Below are 20732 nucleotides of genomic sequence, written 5' to 3'. Positions count from 1 at the left end.
TATCTGCATTAAAGGGTGCTATTGGTAACGCACATGCAGTATATGATGAATTGAATGTCTCAAAAGTGAAATGGTGTTTGGATGCGACTCACATCTGAAATCTTCGTGTAACGTCGTAAAGGAAAGCTAAAAAATTAGAACTCACGGCTAGAAGGGGCGCAGCCTAAGTATTGCAAAAGGACATACAAACTCTCTTGTTGCAACGCAACGCGGCGAAACAGATCGGCGAAGGTATCATCTCCGCCAAAGCAGGCACGGATATAGTGGTTAATTTCTTGGGGCTGGTAGCCTTCAACGTAAAGCGTTCGGACCCAGTGATACTCAATTGACTTTGGGTAGACTAATGTCGATTCGCTCAAGGTAATCTCTCTGAGAGTCAAAGCCTTTTCCTATCATCGATGCAAAATTTCAGAGAACTCGATTTAAGCAGATAAAGATGAAGAAAAAATGACAACTGAGCGCATCATGGGTGGTTATTTTAAGTACTTAACGTGAGCTTCCATCTCTTCCCCTATCTCTTTACGCATGTTCATTAAGCGTATCGCTGATTGGCGTAGGGCAATATCTTCTGCTGTTTGCGGCACCCATTCGGGTATAGGGGTGGGCTTGCCTTGCCCATCGACAGCCACCATGATGACAATACAATGGGTAGTCAGCTGGTTTTTTAACTCTTTTGGATCACTCGCTTGCACATCAATGGCAATATGCATTGAGCTCGTTCCCGTATAAATGACTTTTGCGCTGACTTCAACGAGGTTCCCTACGTGGATAGGAGCGACAAAGCGGATCCCTCCAGCATAAGCGGTGATGCAATATTTACCACTCCAGCCTGCAGAGCACGCATAGGCCGCTAGATCTATCCATTTCATGACAGCGCCACCGTGGACTTTACCACCAAAATTCACATCACCGGGCTCTGCTAAAAAACGCAAAGTTATTGCACGTTGGCCACTACTCATTGGGGAATCCTTGTTTTTTATTAACGGAATCATAAATAACAAAGCGTTAACCAAACTGCAATATTATTTTGAATGCAGCAGATATAAAAAATCCTCTTAGTTGCCTAAGAGGATTTTTAAAGCCGAGCGGTACGAGTTATTTACTTTATGTTGTACCTTATTGAGCCAACTGAGCGTTAGTTATTCAGTTGCGTTAATAATAGTTTAAACAGTATTTCGACGTAACTGTTCGATCGAACAGGTTCTATCTCTGATGAGATTGTTTAGCGTGATTTCTCCAATAACCTAAGGAGAAGTCACATGACTATTTCAATTTATTCACATACCTTTCAAAGTGTCCCTCAAGCTGATTATGTGTCATTGCTGAAGTTACGCTATAAAGTTTTTTCGCAACGCTTGCAGTGGGAGCTAAAAACAAATCGAGAAATGGAGACTGATGAGTACGACGTTCCAGAAGCACACTATTTGTATGCCAAAGAGGAACAGGGTCATTTAGTGGGGTGTTGGCGAATTTTGCCAACGACGTCGCGTTATATGCTTAAAGATACTTTTTCGGAATTACTCGGTGTGCAGCAAGCACCCAAAGCAAAGGAGATTTATGAGCTGAGTCGTTTTGCGGTCGATAAAGATCATTCGGCGCAATTGGGCGGCGTGAGTAATGTTACGCTGCAGATGTTTCAGTCGCTGTATCATCACGCCCAGCAATATCACATCAATGCCTATGTAACGGTCACATCGGCCAGTGTGGAAAAATTGATTAAGCGAATGGGGATCCCATGCGAAAGACTCGGTGATAAAAAAGTGCATCTTTTGGGAAGTACACGTTCTGTCGCTTTGCATATTCCAATGAATGAAGCATATCGTGCAAGTGTCAATGCATAAGCCTTATAAATAGGGATTGATATAGCCACCTAAAATAGCTTTAGTGATCGCTTGGTAGCGATTCGTCGCGCCAAGCTTTTTACAAGCATTACTGAAATGGAACTTCACGGTACGTTCTGACGTATTAATAATCGTGGCAATTTCCCATGCGCTTTTGCCTTCGGCCGCCCAAGCTAAGCATTGTACTTCACGTGCGGTGAGCACCGCTCTCGGTTTTGCGTCTTTATGGTAACGGGTGATGTTGCCAATATTATGAGCCAGTAACGGTACAATGAGCTGTGAGGTATGGATACTTTGTTGATTCAAATCGTAAGACTTGGTATCTGAGGTTGCAAAACTTATCATGCCAAATTCCCCTCTAAGCCCATGGATTGGAATGCTAAATCCCGCTTTGAGTCCATTGCAACGCGCCTCTTCGAAAATGACTCGTCCATCCTCATTGACCCGCTTAGCGTCATCCCAGCGAATGGGCAAAAAATTGGTAATGCTGTATTTGACAATTGGATCGATATGCATGAAGCCGGATTCATCATATTGCTGTCGCCAGCTATTGGGGTAATTGTCCGTGACAAGCGTTTCACTAGTTTTTAACGTGGGTTGAAAAGAGAGGCCAAAGAGGAAAAATTCATGACCAATTAAGTTATTGAGCCCATTGAGTACATTTTCCAAATCATCGTGGCTAGTGATTTGTTGGTTCTCTTGGATCAGTCTCAGAATTTTGTACATAAGCCGAAAGTTCTAAATTGCGTCGTACTATATTGGCATTTATATCAAAAAAAACCGTAACAGTACGAGCAAATAATGAAATAGTTTATCTATTTGGCGGGAAAATCTAGTTCAAATGTCGGTTTTGGCCGCAATCTATCTATACCACCTGAATGGTTACTTCATTTTCACGAGCGAATGCATCAATTTCTTCTGGTGGTTGAGCATTGGTAATGATCAAATCTACATCGGCAATTGTGCCTAGCTTCACCATGGCATTACGTCCGAATTTACTGTGGTCGACACCGAGATAAACACAGCGACTATTTTCGATGATCGCCCGTTTGACTCTCACTTCGTGATAATCGAAATCTAAAAGTGAGCCATCATAGTCAATGCCGCTAATCCCTAAAATACCGAAATCGAGACGAAATTGTGAAATGAAATCCAAAGTGGCTTCACCCGTCACGCCACCGTCTTTATTACGCACTTCACCGCCCGCTAAGATGACATTGAAATCCGGTTTGGCCATTAAAATCGTCGCCACGTTAATGTTGTTGGTAACAATGCGCAGATTTTCGTGATTGAGCATTAATGCCCGAGCGATAGCTTCAGGTGTCGTGCCTATGTCGATAAAGAGCGTTGCGCCATCGGGAATGTGTTTGACTAGCTCGGCAGCCACTTTCTCTTTTTCTTGCTGATAAGTTACTTGGCGAGTGTGGTAAGAGGAGTTTTCAGAACTAGACGCGATGGTAGCGCCGCCGTGATTGCGTCGTAACTTATTGGCATCTGCAAGTTCGTTGAGATCTCGGCGGATGGTTTGTGGGCTGACATTGAATCGCTCGACTAAATCATCGGTACTCACAAATCCGTGTGTTTGAACTAATTCGATAATTTCTTGATGGCGTTTAACTGCTTTCACCTTAAATATCCTTATTCATTGAAGCTTAAATAGGTCAATACCTTGAATGCTTACTTTGCGTAAGGCACTACGATTTTGTGAGTGTACGGTTTAATCGACCAAATTCAATCATTAGTGAATGGGATACGCGAGTATTTGCTCGTTTTAAGTGATAATTCACATTAAACGAACATTATAGGCTCTTTATGGAACATAGTTATGTTTCTTGGAATGTGGCACATTGATTCCGTCCAGCGAGCTTGGCTTTATAAAGTGCTTTGTCTGAGCGGCGATAAATTTCGAAAAAATCGGCATCGCTACCCGCAATTTCAGAGATACCACAACTGATACTAAAGTGTGCGTCGTTGTCAAAAAATGCGTATGCATAAAATTCTTTACGTAAACGATCTGCCACTTGAAAGGCCTCATGCACATTGGCCTTATGCAAAACAATCAGAAACTCTTCACCACCAATTCTGCCGCAGGCGTCGCCATGGCGTGTGTGCTTTCTCGCCATCTCTGCTAACTGCCAAATCACGTCATCTCCTCGCTGGTGGCCATAGGTGTCGTTTACTAACTTGAAGTTGTCGATATCAATGGCAATACAACTTATCGGATAATGATCACGCTGAGCCAACGTAAATTCATTGCACGCTTCCCGCCACAGCTTGCGGCGATTGTAGAGCTGCGTTAAGTCATCGGTATTGGCCAGAGTGTGTAGTTGCTCTCGCAGTTCGACAATATCGGTAATCTCAGTAGAAACACCGATAAGGCCAATCACTTCACCGGTTTGTGTACTTAGAATAGGTTTCTTTATGGCGCGGTAGACGCGTACTTTGGTATCCAATTTTGCTTGTGCACGTTCTTCACTGATGAAAGGCTGTTTGGTATCAAATACCATTTGATCGCTGTGTAAAATATCGGCGAGTAGGTCATCTTGAAAAAAATCATGATCAGTTTTGCCTCTGAGTTCTTCCAAAGTTGTGCCAAACAGTTTAAGTGTTAGCTGATTTGCATACAGATACTCACCTTGGCGGTTTTTTACGAATACGTATGAACCGAGCTCGTTTAAAACAAGCTCATGCAAGGCAAACAAATTATTGCTATACACATCTTCGATGTTATCAAGAATCATTATCTGGCCACCAAATTTGCTAGGTTGCCTAACGGATCTGACGTAAAGGATCCCTCAATACATTTCATTTTTGTTTATTTTTATTCTTCTTCCATAAACATAGCTCCAATCGATGCTAGATGCTCAATTTTATGGTTGTATTGCGCCCTCGATAGCTGTTGTACGGCTTTTTGTCAGTTTTATTTGGGATAAAATAACCCCGGAAATTACCATCGTTCCACCTAAAAGATGGTAGTTTTGCACTGTTTCACCTAACAGGGTTGTGGCAAGCGAAACCGCCACCACAGGTAACAAATTCATAAACATCGCACTAGAGTCTGCACCAATTAAATCGATCGCTTTTACCCACATCCACGGAGCCAATAAGGATGCAGCGACGGAAGCGTAAGCGATTAGGGGCAGTGAGCCTTCCGTGGGTAGGAGATGTTCACTGGTCAACCATAATGGTGTCAGCATTAAGACAGCAAACAACCCTTGCATATAAATAAGCGTCCAATTGCTTAGCGGCATTTTCCACCGTTTAAGTAACACGCAATAAAGTGCGTAAACGGTTGCAGCCACCACCATTAATGCATCACCATGTGTAATATCTTGATGCAAGAAGAAGCTCATATCGCCTTGACCTAGCATAAAAGCAAGCCCTGCGAGAGAGAGGACTCCTCCGACAACACTCAAAGCTGAAATGCGCTTATGGAGCAGAGGGACGCTGATGAACACACTGAGCAGTGGTACCAGCGAAGTGATCAACGACATATTTGATGCAGTAGTCGTTAGCCCTGCGTAATAGCCAAGAGACTGATTCAGTACCATGCCTAACATGGCTAAAAAAGCCAGTTTAGTTAAATGGGGCTTGATGATTACCCATTGGCGGATCACGGTAGGTAAGCAAAAGGGGGTTAGCAACAGCATCGCGACAAACCAGCGATAAAAACTCATCGCACTTGGTTCAATGGTTTCTGCGGCGAGCTTGTTGATGATAGAGTTACCACCCCAAATTAGAACCGTGAATAGTGGAAGAAGATATACCATGTGAGCCTCGTCGCAAATTGTGCTGTGAAGTATAGTGTGGCAGGTCTCTATAATTATATATATCTCCAAAACGACATTGCGAGCGATAGGAAGACAAGTTTGAAAAAAGCGCCCAGAAATCTTCACCCTTCACTATCGATTGACAGTGCGCCATCGGATGTCTTTATGAATTTCGATGCGTTTTTGTCAAACACAGAAACGCGAACTCATAGCCATCCATGGGGACAAGTGCAGCTAATTTCCGGCGGGATTTTGGAAATGGAAGCGCAAGAAACGCGATTTCTCGCACCGCCTCATCTAGCGATTTGGGTTCCTGCGGGGGTGAAACACTGCAGCTATAATCGTAAGCCAATTGAATATTGTTCGCTCAATATTGCTCGGGCTCTCACCCATGGTTTTCCCAAGCACACCAGTTTGATAAAAGTGACGCCCATCGTTTCTGCCATCATTGAGGATTTTCGATCGCGTGAAATCAGTGTGGCTCAAAACGCGCAAGATAAACGTTTAGTTCAAGTATTGCTCGATCAATTGGCAACGCAAGAAACACAGCATCATTTTTTGCCTTCCACTAATCACAAATATTTAGCCCCGATTTTAGCGGCGGTAGAAGAAAACCCGACCGATGATACGACATTGGCTTTGTGGGCTGAAAAAGTACATACCACAGAGCGAACATTAGCGCGTCATTGCCAAACGGAACTCGGGATGAGTTTTACCGAATGGCGATTAAGAGTACGCTATCTCTATTCCATGGATTTACTGCGCACAGGGCATTCAGTGAAAGAGGTAGCATTAACTCTTGGCTACAACCAAGCCAGTCCTTTTATTACTATGTTTAAAAAATACTCCGGCCAAACGCCGGAACAGTATAAAAATCGCTTGTTATAATATTGCTTAAGCGTATGTAGGCACTTCATCCTGATCAAACTATAAAGAAGTGCCTTAGACTTAATTTGGTAATTTTTTACAACGTCTATTACTCATGAATCCATGACATAGGGTGTTTGGTGTTTTATCGTTTTAGCGGCACACGTAGTCCAAAGCGCCAACAATGGCAGCCACTTGTGCGTCATTACACTCTTGCGCTGTGACTTTTGGGCTATCTGGGTACACTTCGGTGGTGGTGCCGAAGTAGCAATTTGTGATGCCACCGCATAACCCTAACGCTTTCATGGGGTAGTTGATCACCCCTTCTTGAGTGATGGGAGAGCCGATGATCTCGCCTTTACTATCGGCTGGTGCAATGTGCGTGACTTTGCGTACCGATTCAATAATGGCTGCTTGGAATTCTGGCTGCGGATTTTCCGTATCGCCGACAGTATAAAACCCATCGGGAATCGTATCGGCTTCATATCTAATCCCATCGCGCGCTGCGAGTGCAGGGCGAAATTCGCTTTCATCACTGTCTGTAGTTTCATGCAAATCAATATGCACCAGCACGTCACCTAAGCTTGCGACCCAGCGCATTAAGCTTGCAGACTCTTCGGCTGGGCTATTGGCGTAAAATGAGCGATTAGGGTCAAGCGCTGATGTGTTCCAACGATTGATCGTTTCATAGCCCCAAGGGCTTACGCACGGGGCAACGGCAATGTTGAAATGAGATTGATACTGCTGTGCTTGAGTCGCTAAAAACTGCAACGCGCCGTGCACTCCGCTGGTTTCGTAACCGTGTACGCCACCTGTGATCAACACCGTTGGTTTGTCAGGGTTCCATGAGCGACTTTTTAAGGCAAATAATGGGTAGCGATCTTTGTCTATTGATAGTGCACCGTATTGCTCTATCTCAAAATCCGTTGCCAAAGCGTTAATTTTCGACACGACTTCTTGCTGATATTCTCGTTTAATCGTCGTTTGTGCGAGCCACGCTTCGCGTTCTGCTGCTTGCCAAGGTGTACCTGGCGTACCGATAGGATAAGTATAAACAGAGTACATGAGGGTTCCTTTCTGACTAGTTGCCCACAGAGTAAGAGGTGTTAGTGTCAAGAGCAATCAAAAATACCAAGCTGGATTTACCACAGCCCGTTAACAGGGTTCATTACCTCAACCTGTTTTTGGGGCAATGCAGGTTTGTTAGAGCAAGGAAATAGTCCAACTCTGGCCTGATAACTGAGGTAAATCATTGGCTAAACCGAACGGTCACATCTAAACTGCAACCAGACCAATGCAATTGAGTGAGAACACGATTGGAGAATAGTTTCCCCCTTTCTGAACTAATGATTTCGCTAACGACCGCCTTAGACATGACGGAAGGGCAACCACCGGAGCACTGCATTCGTTGCTGCTGGGTTGGTATGCATATTGGCATGCAATTAGAGCTCGATCAGGCTGAGCTGCATGATCTGTTTTTTACCTTGCTATTGAAAGATGCCGGCTGCAGTAGCAACGCCGCGAGAATTTGCGAGTTGTATGCCACCGATGATCTCGCTTTCAAACGGCGTTATAAAACCGTCGGAACCAGTCTATCGAGTGTGATTAACTTTATCGTCAAAAATACCGGTTCAGAGCAGAGTTGGGCAGAACGTATTTTAACTACCATCGACATTTTGAAAAATGGTAATGATTATGCACAAGAGCTTATTCAAACTCGTTGTACTCGTGGGGCTGATGTGGCGCGAGAGTTGCGATTTAGCGAAGTCGTCGCGCAGGGGATCCACTCACTGGATGAACATTGGAATGGTCAAGGGCGCCCTCAACAACTAAAAGGTGAAGCCATCCCCCTTTTCTCGCGGATTGCGTTATTAGCTCAAGTGTTTGACGTTTTTCAAATGGAACATGATTTGGACGAAGCAATACGCGAGGTTACAGAGCGTAGTGGTGTATGGTTTGACCCACAATTGGTTGAGATTATTGAGCAGTTGGTGGATAACCCGCACTTTGTGGCTAGCCTCAAAGCCCCTGATATCATCCAACGAGTGATGCATTTACCACCGGCACAAGCGCATCAGCCTTTGGATGAAGCGTATTTAGACTGTATCGTCACGGCATTTGGCAAGATTGTTGATGCAAAAAGCCCCTATACCGCAGGGCACAGTGAACGAGTGGCTGTGTATACTGATTTAATCGCACGACAATTAGCCATTTCGGAAACTGATCGATCTTGGTTGAGACGCGCGGCATTACTGCACGACATTGGTAAATTAGGGGTCAGTAATGCCATTTTAGATAAACCCGGTAAGTTAGATGATATGGAGTGGAAAGCCGTTCAGGCACATGCCACGTTTACTGAACAAATCTTGCAGAAATTATCGCCCTTTAAGACGTTGGCACGTATGGCAGGGGCACATCATGAGAAACTCGATGGTACTGGCTATCCGCGTGGTGTAAACGGTGATGAGATCAGCGTGATGACTCGAATCATCACGACAGCCGATATTTTTGATGCTCTCAGCGCGGAACGCCCTTATCGCTCCGCGATGCCAATTGATAAAGCACTTTTGATCATGCAAGAGAATCTACATACTGCCATTGATCCTGACTGCTTCGCCGCGTTACAGAGCGCTCTGGCTCAATTGCCAGCCGAATATACTCAGTCACTGAGCTAGTGTTCTTTACTGCTTTGCTACTTGAAGCGTCAGCACTGTTGGTGGGATTCTTATCGCTGTGTTTCCCTTCATCAGCGCTTGGTGTTACATTTTGTCACGCTTTGAATAATGAAAATGAATAAGAGAGAATTTGCATGGCAGGCGCGAGCTTACTTACCCTTCTTGATGATATTGCAACCGTGCTCGATGATGTGGCGTTGATGTCAAAAATGGCCGCGAAAAAAACGGCAGGTGTATTGGGTGATGATTTGGCGCTCAATGCCCAGCAAGTGTCTGGTGTTGCCGCTGAACGAGAGATCCCAGTGGTATGGGCAGTGGCTAAAGGCTCATTTCGCAACAAATTAATTTTGGTCCCCGCCGCCTTGCTGATGAGCTCATTAGCCCCTTGGCTGATAATGCCGCTCTTGTTAGTCGGTGGACTTTTTCTCTGCTTTGAAGGGGCAGAAAAAATCTTAGAAAAAGTGTTTCATACCAACCATCACAGCACCGCTGACGCGGATGAGCGCATGCTCACTGACGTATCGATTGATGACTATGAAAAACGTAAAGTCGCTGGGGCGATTCGGACCGATTTTATTTTATCGGCCGAGATTATCGTGATTGCGTTGGGGACAGTGCAAGGCCATAGCATGGTGACACAAATTTTGGTGGTGAGTTTAATTGCAGTGGTCATGACCATCGGCGTTTATGGTTTGGTGGCAGGCATTGTGAAATTGGACGATTTAGGTTTCTACCTAGAGCGCACTTCAGATGGCGCAGGGCTGCGTGCTCGCTTTGGTAAAGGGTTGATCAGTTTCGCGCCTAAGCTCATGAAAGCATTAACTGTAGTGGGTACCGCCGCGATGTTTTTAGTGGGCGGTGGCATTGTGGTGCACAACGTCCCTTTTATTCACCACGTGCTTGAGCCTGTGATTGCAGCCGTTGCTGAACTCTCTTTATTAACAGTAGTGATGCCAACCTTGCTTAATGGTTTCGTTGGTTTACTCGCCGGGCTGGCTGTGGTTGCAGTGTGGGGGATGGTGAGTAAATTGAAACCGTCCCATTAATTTTTTTTATGGTGATGATAATCATATTGAATGGTGATTTGCCCGCAGACGAATAGACTAGCGCTTTTCGTTTTTGGCAGTTCCCATTATGCAGTGTGCGTTTTTTGATCAACAGCTGTGCCGTTCTTGTACTCATTGCGCGGTTTCTTATTCAGAGCAGGTGAAGCGCAAAGATTTGGCACTAAAAGCGCTGTTTTCAACGCAGATGCCACAGCAGTGGCTAGAACCTGTCATAAGTGAAGAGACGGGTTTTCGTAACAAAGCGAAAATGGTGACTCTTGGTGCGGCTCATGCACCGATCTTGGGTGTTGAATCCATGGTTGATGGGCAATCAACGCCCGTGTCGTTAGTGCAATGTGCTCTCTACCCACAAGAGACACAAGCGCTATTAACTTATCTACAAGATTGGATCCGTAGCTCGGGTATTCCTCCCTATAATAAAGCCAAGAAGAAAGGCGAACTCAAATACATATTGCTCACACGCAGCGAATATTCAGGTGAGTTTATGCTGCGTTTCGTACTGAGAAGCCGCGAAGCTTTAGGCCGAGTTGAGCAAAACCTCGCGCGGCTTCAGGCGCAGTTTCCAACCATTCGCGTCGTCTCAGTTAACCTTCAACCCATCCACATGGCGCGCCTAGAAGGTGAAGAAGAGATTTTTTTAACCGAGCGTGAGTATTTGATTGAGCAGTTTAATCAGGTGCCTATGGTTATCCGCCCGAAAAGTTTTTTCCAAACCAACCCGCATGTAGCGAAGCAGTTGTACGCGGCGGCGCGTGATTGGGTGAGAGAGATAAACCCAAGTCACATGTGGGATCTGTTTTGTGGCGTGGGCGGTTTTGCCCTACATTGTGCCAGTCCAACTACGGCAGTCACAGGAATTGAAATTGAACCAGAAGCGATCGCCAGTGCTAAACGCTCTGCCAAGACGATGGGCATTACCAATTTAGACTTTGCTGCGCTGGATTCTGCCCAATTCTCACAAGCTCAATCAACCGCGCCTGAGCTAGTGCTAGTCAACCCTCCGCGTCGTGGTTTAGGAGCTGAATTAGTTGAGCGATTGGTGGCTTTATCACCCAAACACATCATTTACTCAAGCTGTAACCCGCAAACGCTGATCACTGATATGCAAGGTATGGTGGGCTACTTACCCAAAAAACTGCAATGGTTTGATATGTTTCCACATACCGATCATAGCGAAGTGATGGTGCTGTTAGAGCGTCAGCCTAAGCTGAGATAAGCGCTGTGTGGTGCAAAAATGATAATGATAAAGAGAGGGAAGCCGCGGCTTCCCTTTTTGATGTATTAATGAGCTATTTTACTGCCCACGCGACCGTTTCACCGGCGCGGATCGGCACCACAATATCTGAGCCAAATGGCATACTTTCAGCAACTGGCCACTCTTCTTTGACCAAAGTAACGGTGTCGTTATTACGGGGTAGGCCGTAAAAATCAGGGCCATTGTGACTGGCAAACGCTTCAAGGTTGCCAATTTTACCAACTTGCTCAAACACCTCTGCGTATAACTCTAAGGCTGCGTGCGCTGTGTACGATCCAGCGCAGCCGCAAGCGGCTTCTTTTTTGCCTTTGGCATGAGGCGCAGAATCAGTACCCAAGAAAAATTTCTTATTGCCCGATGTCGCTGCCTGAATCAGCGCAAGCTGGTGGGTGTTGCGCTTAAGGATTGGCAAACAGTAAAAATGAGGGCGAATACCACCAGCAAGCATGTGATTGCGGTTATAAAGTAGATGATGCGCCGTGATCGTTGCCGCTACATTCTGGTTCGCATTTTTTACAAACTCGGCAGCATCGGCGGTGGTGATGTGTTCTAACACTATTTTCAGATTTGGGAAATCATTAACAATAGGAGCAAGCACTGTATCGAGGAAGGCTTTTTCTCGGTCAAAAATATCCACATCGTGAGCGGTTACTTCGCCATGAATCAGCAGCAGCATGCCAACGTCTTGCATCGCTTCCAATACAGGGTAAATATTTTGAGCGCAGGTTACGCCAGAATCTGAATTGGTGGTCGCCCCAGCCGGATAAAGTTTGGCTGCCACGACAGCGCCAGAAGCTTTGGCTTTGCGGATCTCATCAGGTGTCGTGTTATCGGTGAGATAAAGCGCCATGAGTGGCTTGAAAGAATCACGTGGTTTTTGCGCCATGATGCGCTGTTGGTACGCTAATGCTAATTCTGTGGTGGTGATCGGCGGGACCGTATTGGGCATGATCAGTGCGCGGCCGTTGTAGCGACTGATGTCTCGTACTGTATCGGCCAACACATCACCATCACGTAAGTGAACATGCCAGTCGTCTGGACGAGTAATTGTTAATGTTTTCATTGGTTGCTCCCACCGGAAAATAAATTGATTGGAGCTTAAACGGGCTTCGCTTTTAATGTGCGCGCAATCGCTTACGTTTAAGCGACAGGATGATAGAGGAAACAGGGGTGAATTTCATCCTTTTATTTTCCATAGGGTTAGCCAGCTTTGGCGATTTCCATTATCATCGCGTTATAAAAATACCTTCAAAAAAGCATAAGGATAGGCCATGTCGTCAGCTCAACTTTCACAAATTAACGTTTACCCAGTCAAATCGATAGGTGGTATCGCGCAGTCCACCGCTTGGGTTGAAAAACAGGGGCTGGCTTTTGATCGGCGCTTTATGATCGCGTTAGCTGATGGTTCAATGGTCACTGCACGTAAGTATCCAAATATGGTTAAGGTGAATTCAATACTGGTTGCAGATGGTTTGATCTTTACGGCAGCGAACCAATCTCCGTTAAAACTGCGTTATGCAGATTTCAAAATGCAACCTTCTCCAGCGCAAGTGTGGGACGATAACTTTACCGCTTACACCACAACCGATGAAGCGGATGATTGGTTTAGCCAAGTGTTAGGCCAGCGTGTTGAGTTGCTGTTTACCGGAGAGCAATCAAACCGAATGCGTGAAAAAGTGGGTCACAATGTCAGTTTTGCTGATGGCTATCCAGTGCTGGTCATCAGCCAAGCTTCACTTGATGAACTCAATCGCCGCAGCCCTGAAGTACACAGTATGGATCAATTTCGTACCAATCTAGTGGTACGAACCGATGAGCCTTTCGCTGAAGACAGCTGGAAGCGGATCCGAATTGGTGAGGTAGAATTTGAAGCGGTAAAACCTTGCGAACGCTGTATTCTCACTACTGTTGATGTGAATAAAGGGGCTTTTCGTCCAACCAAAGAGCCGCTAAGAACCTTGTCACAATTTCGCGCTAACGAAAGAGGTGGGGTGTTTTTTGGGCAAAATTTAGTCGCAAAAAATGAGGGAATGATTCGAGTTGGCGACAGCGTTGAGGTGCTTGAGTACAAAGAGAAAGAGTTTTATCGAGATTTGGGCATGAGTCACCATGTGATGACCTGTGTTGAGCGTGAAGCGATTGCGCGTGATTTTGTCACGTTCTGGCTAGAGCCGAAAAAGGGTGAAATGCCAAATTATCAACCTGGGCAGCACCTACCAATCGAAGTTGTGATCGATGGCGAGAACGTGGCGCGCCGCTACACTTTGTCATCTAGCCCATCGCGCCCGGGTCGGTTAGCGATTTCAGTCAAACGTATTGATGGCGGTAGAGTTTCTAACTGGTTGCTTGATCACTTGCAGGTAGGAAGTACATTGACCACGCAATCACCGGATGGCTCGTTTCATCTGTCGACTCAGCACCAACAACCGTTGTTACTGTTGTCGGCTGGAAGTGGCGTGACGCCTATGTTATCGATGTTGCGCTATCTTGCCGATAATCAACAAATTCAAGATGTGGTTTTTTATCATCAATGCCGCAGCGTTGAGGATATTCCTTGCCGTGTTGAACTTGAAGCGCTTAAGCAGCGACATCCGGGGTTGAAAGTCTTCATTTCGCTGACTCAAGCTCCAGTAGATTGGTTTGGCCTGAAAGGCCGGCTCTCTTTATCTCACCTTAAGCAAATCCAACATGTGACTGCTCGCCAAGTGTTCGTGTGTGGACCTGATGGTTTTATGCAGAAAGCAAAAAGCTTATTGTTGAAAAAAGGGCTTGCGGAAGAATCTTACCACCAAGAAGCATTTGGTGTGGCGCACACCGTCGCAGCTGAGCTGAAAACGTTACAACTGAGCGTCAATGGCCATGTATTTGAGGGTAATAACCAAACGACCTTATTAGATCAAGCCGAAGCCGCTGGCATTGCGATTGCCAACAGTTGCCGAGCAGGGTTCTGTGGCGCGTGCAAGGTGACTGTGCAGTCGGGCAAAGTGCATCAACCTGACGTGCCAGCACTGCCTGAGCATGAACGTCATCTTGGTTTCGCTTTAGCGTGTTGTTGTATTCCTGAAACCGATATTGAGGTTGTAAACTAGTTTTCGCCTCACGCTGTTGCACTACAGTGACTTTGTCCAATAAAAATGCCTCTTGGGTCAGTGTTGACCGCAAGAGGCGTGACGTTGCTAGTGATTTTTATTCGAAACCGTTTCAGTCTCTTGAAAGTGACTCTCTTAAAGCTAGTTGGCAAAATGCAGAAATACCAATTATTCGTTTTTATATAGCTAAATTAGTTTAAATTTGTGATGAAAATTCCATATTTTTTTTGTTTGTTTTCCATCCAATCTTGCCTGTGTTTGATGTTTTTTTAGAATAACTGTCGAATAAATGAGCGCTTGAACGTTTGCGTAAAAATATGTGATGAAACTCTCATTTTGTTCGCTATACTTTCCGCCCGGTTATGAGCCGGTGCTCAACCCATACAAGCCGTCACACGGAAATGTGAATGACCCCAAGGACTGGACCAGCTAAGTTCCTCTGCTTGTATAAGGTGATCTTAGATGAACAATATGTTCGCATACCCCTCTTTTTGTCACGCTTTTGTTGTACAAAAGGACAATGATTCCTCCTTTGCCAAGTTTTTTGGTTCTACCCTTATTTCCAAATTTCAAACTAGGTAAATACAATGAATATTCTTTTTGGCCTCGTCGGCATTTTAGCGCTGATCGCTTGTGCCTACCTGCTCTCTGAAAATCGATCTTTCATCAATTGGAAAACCGTATCACGTGCTTTATTGCTGCAAGTTGGTTTTGCCGCGCTGGTGCTCTACTTCCCATGGGGACAAAGCGCACTAGCCAGCATCAGCGGCGGTGTGTCGAGTTTGCTGGGTTTCGCCGATGCAGGAATCCGCTTTCTATTCGGTGATTTAGCCGATTCCGGATTTATTTTTGCTGTTCGTGTTCTGCCTATCATCATTTTCTTCAGCGCTCTTATCTCTGCCCTTTATTACCTTGGTATCATGCAAAAAGTCATCGAGTTTATCGGTGGTGGTATTCAAAAATTTTTAGGTACGAGCAAAGCAGAATCTCTGGTTGCTACGGGTAACATTTTCCTTTCACAAGGCGAATCACCACTGCTTGTGCGTCCCTTTTTGTCGCGCATGACACGTTCAGAACTGTTTGCCGTCATGGCCGGAGGCATGGCCTCTGTCGCAGGTAGCGTGTTGGGTGGCTATGCCGGTCTAGGTGTTGAGCTTAAATACCTTATTGCAGCCAGTTTTATGGCCGCACCCGGCAGTTTAATGATGGCAAAAATCATCGTACCAGAGCGCGATGTTCCACTTGATCAAACCAATATTGAGATGGATAAAGCGCAAGAAAGTAATGTGATTGACGCACTGGCGAGCGGGGCGATGAATGGCATGAAAGTGGCGGTGGCCGTCGGTACAATGCTGGTTGCATTTGTGAGTGTGATTGCGATGGTTAACACTGGGCTTGAAAGTTTCGGTGAGTTATTGGGTTTGAACGGTATAACCTTGCAACTGCTGTTCGGTTATCTATTTTCACCACTGGCTTGGTTGATTGGTGTACCAAGCCATGAAGTCTTGATGGCGGGCTCTTACATTGGGCAAAAAGTGGTGATGAACGAATTTGTGGCTTTCATTGATTTTGTTGACCACAAAGCGCTGTTGTCGGAACACACCCAAGTTATCATCACTTTTGCTCTGTGCGGCTTTGCCAATATTGGTTCTATCGCGATCCAATTAGGCTCTATCGGGGTTATCGCTCCTGAACGCCGTGCAGAAGTCGCGAATTTAGGTATTAAAGCGGTGATTGCAGGTACGCTAGCTAACTTAATGAGTGCATGTCTAGCGGGCATTTTCATTCTGCTTTAAACGCCCTGTTTGCTTCTCTCAATGCTCACTGCGGTGGGCATTTTTGATCCCTTTTTTGAATGATTGACACCTCAGTAATTGCTGAAAAGCTGATTTATAGCAAATTCCGTTTCTGATGAGCGCGTAGTATAGCTTGCAATTAACTGCGTATCCCAACATAGGCGATACGTTGACATGCTAACTTATTGAGTGCTTGCTATGGAAAATCTTGTTGAACGCTTTTTGCGTTATGTCTCTTTTGATACTCAATCTCACCCTGCCAGCCGCCGTTGCCCGAGTTCAGTAGGGCAAATGACGTTTGCCCATACACTGCATGAAGAATTAATCGCATTAGGCTTAACCGATGCTACGGTTGATGAACACGGCTATGTTATGGCGAAGTTGCAATCGAATGTTGATTACCCTGTTCCTGCGATTGGTTTTATTGCACATATGGATACCGCGCCAGACGCGTCAGGTAAACACGTTAAGCCGCAAATTGTGGAGAATTATCAAGGTGGAGACATTGCTTTAGGTAAAGGGGATGAGGTGCTGTCACCTATTCAATACCCGGATTTGCATCAACTGCATGGTTACAATCTGATCACGACTGACGGCACCACACTGCTTGGTGCCGATAATAAGGCAGGCATCGCTGAAATTATGACGGCCATTGAGAGGTTAATTGCCGACCCAAGCATCGCACATGGTGATATTTGTATCGGTTTCACTCCCGATGAAGAGATCGGCCGTGGCGCGGATTTATTTGATGTGGAGAAGTTTGGCGCACAGTGGGCTTATACCATTGATGGTGGCCCGGTGGGCGAATTGGAGTATGAAAACTTCAATGCGGCGAGCGCCGATGTCATTTGCTATGGCGTGAATGTTCACCCGGGGACCGCGAAAGATAAAATGGTGAATGCCATCAACATCGCCGCACAATTTCAGCTTATGATGCCAGCCGATCAAACCCCAGAGACCACGCAGGGCTATCAAGGCTTTTACCATTTAAAATCCGCAGAGATGAGTGTGGCTCGCTCAACCTTGGGTTACATTATTAGAGACTTTGAACGAGAAGGCTTGGAAGCTCGTAAAGTGTTTATGCAGCAGCAAGTGGACCAGTTAAATGCCCGTCTTGAGAAAGGACGAGTTGAGTTGGTCGTGACGGACAGCTATTTCAATATGAAAGAGATGGTCGAGCCTCATCCACAAGTCATTGAACTGGCTAAACAAGCCATGATTGCTTGTGATGTTGAACCGCTGATCAAACCTATTCGAGGTGGTACGGATGGTGCGAGGCTCTCATTCATGGGCCTGCCATGCCCTAATATTTTCACTGGCGGTTATAATTTTCATGGTATTCATGAGTTCATTACCATTGAAGGGATGGAACAAGCGGTAAACGTGATTGTAAAACTGGCTGAAAAGACAGCGTTGGCGAATCAACACTGATAACAAATTTTTCCTTTCGCCAATCTCAAAGGGAGTTTCTCTTCCAAAGCTATGACAGGGCGCATAATAATTGCGCCTTATGCCGACGTTAACTATTCACTCAGTTACAATACCTTTCTAAAATTTCTAACACGATCTCAATCTGCTGCTCTCTAGTTGGCTTAGATGTGTTGCTGATCATTATGTATAAAAATAAAAGAAGGGGATTGATATGGAGAAAGTGGTCGCGGTGTGGGACTTTCTTATCACTCATAAATTGGTGTTTAGTATTTTAATCATGACGTTGATTATTTTGACGCGGCGAGTTGTGCTTTCTCAAATTCGTGGCGATGTCGCACTGATTACCGAAAAGCAGCGTAAATGGATGTCACGCACCAAGAATGGCACCTTTGCGTTTACTTTGGTCATCCTCTTCGTATTGTGGCAATCGGAGATCAACGAATTTGCACTGTCAGTGACGGCGATAGCGGTCGCCATTGTAGTCGCATCAAAAGAGATCATCTTGTGTTTTACGGGTTCAATTCAGCGAGCGAGCTCTCGCTCATTTCGTATCGGGGATTGGATTGAAGTCGGAAAACTGAGCGGTGAAGTGATCGAACACAACTTGATGGCAACCGTGATCCAAGAAATCGATTTGAATCATGGTCAATATCACTACACCGGAAAAACCGCGACCTTGCCAAACAGTATGTTCTTCTCGTTTCCGGTAAAAAACCTTAATTTTATGAAGCGTTATGTGTTTCATAACTTTTCGATAGTAGTGCCTGAATTTGTAAATTTGTATCCTTTATTACCGATTATGCATGAAAAGATTGAGAGCCACTTTGCCCACTTTATTGATGTTGCAAGGCGCTATAACAGCATGATTGAAAAACATGCGGGTGTAGATTTGCCCAGTGCTGAACCGCACATTCAGATCAGCAGCGCAGCCGCAGGAGAACAGATCGTGCATTTCATGATTTTTTGCCCAACAGAGCGGGCCAACCATTTAGAGCAACTGATCCGCCAAGACTTTATGCAAGCGTATGAAAACGCATTTCCACGCGCTTTAGTTGCAACAGAAGTGTTGCCGAGTGAAATGGGTAGCTAACCGCCGAATAATGAGCGCTCACACAGTATGGTGAGCGTCTTACCTGTAATTACTGTTTGGGTTAGAAAAGATATATTAGTGATGACAGTGAGATTAACGCTCAATTGCGTGTGTTTTTTTCACCGAAATCCCTAAGCGTTTTGAAAGCCTAGTGAGATTCGCGCGATCCACTTGCAATAATCTTCCCGCTTTTGCCCAATTGAAATCGGATTGGGTCAATGCTTCACTGATCAATTTACGCTGATATTCATCCGTTGCTTCTCGCAGCCCACGTTGCCACACCTTCGCTGTGGCTTCTGTGTCGCTCAACGTACTTGGCGTGTTAACCAGAGGTAGGCTGAAGTCTAACTCACCTATGTCGTAGCTGTTGACTGTGATCAACGCTTGTAAGCCTTGTCTGGCTCGTGCTTTCAGCGCTGCGCGGTTGATCACGTGTTCTAATTCGCGAACATTACCGGGCCATGAGTAGTTGAGTAACCCAGCCAGTGCGTTGGGATCGATTTTGAGCTGTGTGATACCGAGCTTGCGACGCGCTTGCTCTAAAAAATAACCTGCCAACAAGGTAACGTCACCATTTCGCTCTCTTAGCGGAGGGATATGAACAGGGTATACGCTGAGTCGATGGTAAAGATCGGCTCGGAATCTTCCCGCTTCCACCTCTTGCTTTAAATCTCGATTTGTCGCTGCCAATATTCGTACATCAATAGTTTGGACATGATCTTGTCCTACGGGCTGAATTTCATTGTTCTGCAATGCACGTAAAATCTTGCTTTGGGCAGCCAGTGGCAGTTCACCGATTTCATCGAGAAATAAGGTTCCACCGTCGGCTAATGCAAACTTGCCTAAGCGATGCCGTTCTGCTCCAGTAAAAGCTCCTTTGACGTGGCCAAATAGTTCACTTTCGACCAAGTTTTCTGGAATTGCGGCGCAGTTGACATAAATAAGGGGCTGGCGTTTACGCGCTGATAGTTGGTGCAGTGTTCGTGCGACCAGCTCTTTACCGACACCCGTTTCACCATGGATTAAAATGTTGAAATTAGAAGGGGCGACCACTTCCAAATCGGCTTTCATGGCTAGCATCGATGCACTTGAACCGATGATCTCTCCACCTTCTCTGTCCCATGCTTCTTCATTCAGCTCTTCTAAGCGTTGCTGTGATTGTTTGGCTTGTGCTTCAAGTTGAGAAAAGGTCAGTGCCATTTTCAAGGTAGAGGCCGCGATTGCCGACAACGCTTCTAGGCTGCGTTTGGGAATATGCTCAAACATGTTGGGATTAAGGCTATCAAGCGTCAATATACCGAGCAGTTTATCACCAAATAAAAGGGGTAGGCCCATACAAGAGTGCATGGGAAGGTCGCCATCATGATCCATTAATAAACCATCGAAAGGATCGGGTAGTGGTGAATTCGCATCGAAAATAACCGGCCCATCAGCGTGGCAAATCTCACGAAAGCGGGGATGTTCATCAATTAAAAAGCGTCGGCCTAAGGTATCGCGAGTCAAGCCTTGCATCGCAAGGGGGATTAACAAATCACCTTGGCGTGAAAGCAGCATCACACAGTCGCATTGAATGGTTTTACGAATCGCATCAAGCAGGCGATTGAACCTATCTTGATCGTTCAAACCACTTGCGAGTCCTATGGTCATTTCAATCAAGGTAGAGATGGAAAAATCTTGCATGGTAAGCACTCAGGTGATGTTTTTGGATATTGTAGTGTCATAATGACATTTTTTGAAGTGTTATTTTGACCTGATTATTTAATGATTTATTATTTTTTATTTAAAAATCAATGGATTAATGTTGGTATGCTTTGTGCTATACAAGCTTCAGTATCAGAGCGAATCTAATTC

Annotated in this window: 18 protein-coding genes; 9 read left to right on the top strand and 9 right to left on the bottom strand. The window is 45.4% G+C overall.

Annotated elements, in window-relative coordinates; all coding sequences use genetic code 11:
* Positions 1-134: 134 nt before the first annotated feature.
* Together AACQ42_RS11685 and AACQ42_RS11680 are read right to left on the bottom strand one after the other, a co-directional pair.
* Positions 135-380: a hypothetical protein gene (locus tag AACQ42_RS11685; protein ID WP_094165275.1), complete on the bottom strand. Its 246-nt coding sequence runs from the start codon at positions 378-380 to the stop codon at positions 135-137.
* A gap of 93 nt (positions 381-473) precedes the next feature.
* The gene (locus AACQ42_RS11680) at positions 474-959 is read right to left on the bottom strand and encodes an acyl-CoA thioesterase (protein ID WP_026027856.1); all 486 of its coding nucleotides are present in this window, start codon (positions 957-959) and stop codon (positions 474-476) included.
* A gap of 300 nt (positions 960-1259) precedes the next feature.
* On the opposite strand from AACQ42_RS11680, the gene AACQ42_RS11675 reads away from it, so the two are divergent.
* A complete protein-coding gene (locus tag AACQ42_RS11675) occupies positions 1260-1841 on the top strand; it encodes an acyl-homoserine-lactone synthase (protein ID WP_017046000.1) in 582 nt (193 codons plus the stop codon).
* Between the two features lie 3 nt (positions 1842-1844).
* Here AACQ42_RS11675 and AACQ42_RS11670 read toward each other — a convergent pair whose 3' ends face one another.
* The 4 genes from AACQ42_RS11670 to AACQ42_RS11655 form a co-directional block, all read right to left on the bottom strand.
* Entirely contained in the window at positions 1845-2567 is a 723-nt protein-coding gene (locus AACQ42_RS11670; protein ID WP_094165273.1) for a helix-turn-helix transcriptional regulator, read from the bottom strand.
* Positions 2568-2706: 139 nt separating this feature from the next.
* Positions 2707-3468 (bottom strand): DeoR/GlpR family transcriptional regulator, encoded by a 762-nt coding sequence (locus AACQ42_RS11665; RefSeq protein WP_013868063.1) that lies wholly within the window; start codon positions 3466-3468, stop codon positions 2707-2709.
* A gap of 196 nt (positions 3469-3664) precedes the next feature.
* On the bottom strand, positions 3665-4582 hold the full coding sequence (locus AACQ42_RS11660) for a GGDEF domain-containing protein (RefSeq protein ID WP_094165271.1): 918 nt from the start codon (positions 4580-4582) through the stop codon (positions 3665-3667).
* Between the two features lie 129 nt (positions 4583-4711).
* Complete coding sequence (locus AACQ42_RS11655) at positions 4712-5611, bottom strand: DMT family transporter (protein ID WP_013868061.1); 900 nt, start codon at positions 5609-5611, stop codon at positions 4712-4714.
* A gap of 99 nt (positions 5612-5710) precedes the next feature.
* Here AACQ42_RS11655 and AACQ42_RS11650 point away from each other — a divergent pair, with 99 nt between their 5' ends.
* Entirely contained in the window at positions 5711-6499 is a 789-nt protein-coding gene (locus AACQ42_RS11650; RefSeq protein ID WP_094165269.1) for an AraC family transcriptional regulator, read from the top strand.
* A 132-nt stretch (positions 6500-6631) separates the two neighbouring features.
* Here AACQ42_RS11650 and AACQ42_RS11645 read toward each other — a convergent pair whose 3' ends face one another.
* Entirely contained in the window at positions 6632-7543 is a 912-nt protein-coding gene (locus AACQ42_RS11645; RefSeq protein ID WP_176429643.1) for a M14 family metallopeptidase, read from the bottom strand.
* A gap of 281 nt (positions 7544-7824) precedes the next feature.
* Between AACQ42_RS11645 and AACQ42_RS11640 the strand changes: the two genes are divergently transcribed.
* From AACQ42_RS11640 to rlmC, 3 genes are all read left to right on the top strand, one after another.
* A complete protein-coding gene (locus AACQ42_RS11640; protein ID WP_094165265.1) occupies positions 7825-9153 on the top strand; it encodes an HD-GYP domain-containing protein in 1329 nt (442 codons plus the stop codon).
* Positions 9154-9287: 134 nt separating this feature from the next.
* A complete protein-coding gene (locus AACQ42_RS11635; RefSeq protein ID WP_094165263.1) occupies positions 9288-10199 on the top strand; it encodes a DUF808 domain-containing protein in 912 nt (303 codons plus the stop codon).
* A gap of 88 nt (positions 10200-10287) precedes the next feature.
* Positions 10288-11436, top strand: a complete 1149-nt coding sequence (rlmC, locus tag AACQ42_RS11630; RefSeq protein ID WP_176429642.1) for a 23S rRNA (uracil(747)-C(5))-methyltransferase RlmC — start codon at positions 10288-10290, stop codon at positions 11434-11436.
* A gap of 73 nt (positions 11437-11509) precedes the next feature.
* Here the strand turns inward: rlmC and pyrC are convergent, their stop codons facing one another.
* The gene (pyrC, locus tag AACQ42_RS11625) at positions 11510-12538 is read right to left on the bottom strand and encodes a dihydroorotase (protein WP_094164247.1); all 1029 of its coding nucleotides are present in this window, start codon (positions 12536-12538) and stop codon (positions 11510-11512) included.
* A 208-nt stretch (positions 12539-12746) separates the two neighbouring features.
* Here pyrC and AACQ42_RS11620 point away from each other — a divergent pair, with 208 nt between their 5' ends.
* The 4 genes from AACQ42_RS11620 to AACQ42_RS11605 all read left to right on the top strand — a co-directional run bounded on the left by AACQ42_RS11620 (position 12747) and on the right by AACQ42_RS11605 (position 18881).
* Positions 12747-14564: a hybrid-cluster NAD(P)-dependent oxidoreductase gene (locus tag AACQ42_RS11620; RefSeq protein WP_094165259.1), complete on the top strand. Its 1818-nt coding sequence runs from the start codon at positions 12747-12749 to the stop codon at positions 14562-14564.
* A gap of 587 nt (positions 14565-15151) precedes the next feature.
* On the top strand, positions 15152-16360 hold the full coding sequence (locus tag AACQ42_RS11615; protein WP_013868046.1) for a NupC/NupG family nucleoside CNT transporter: 1209 nt from the start codon (positions 15152-15154) through the stop codon (positions 16358-16360).
* A gap of 198 nt (positions 16361-16558) precedes the next feature.
* A complete protein-coding gene (gene pepT, locus AACQ42_RS11610) occupies positions 16559-17791 on the top strand; it encodes a peptidase T (RefSeq protein WP_094151512.1) in 1233 nt (410 codons plus the stop codon).
* Positions 17792-18002: 211 nt separating this feature from the next.
* Positions 18003-18881, top strand: coding sequence for a mechanosensitive ion channel family protein (locus AACQ42_RS11605; RefSeq protein ID WP_094165257.1), 879 nt, complete (start codon positions 18003-18005; stop codon positions 18879-18881).
* A 93-nt stretch (positions 18882-18974) separates the two neighbouring features.
* Here AACQ42_RS11605 and norR read toward each other — a convergent pair whose 3' ends face one another.
* Positions 18975-20561, bottom strand: coding sequence for a nitric oxide reductase transcriptional regulator NorR (norR, locus tag AACQ42_RS11600; RefSeq protein WP_094165255.1), 1587 nt, complete (start codon positions 20559-20561; stop codon positions 18975-18977).
* Positions 20562-20732: the final 171 nt, after the last annotated feature.

The sequence above is a fragment of the Vibrio sp. V12_P9A6T4 genome (assembly GCF_963874835.1).
GTDB classification, from domain to species: Bacteria; Pseudomonadota; Gammaproteobacteria; order Enterobacterales; family Vibrionaceae; genus Vibrio; species Vibrio anguillarum.
This window is presented reverse-complemented; position numbering and strand designations above follow the sequence as displayed.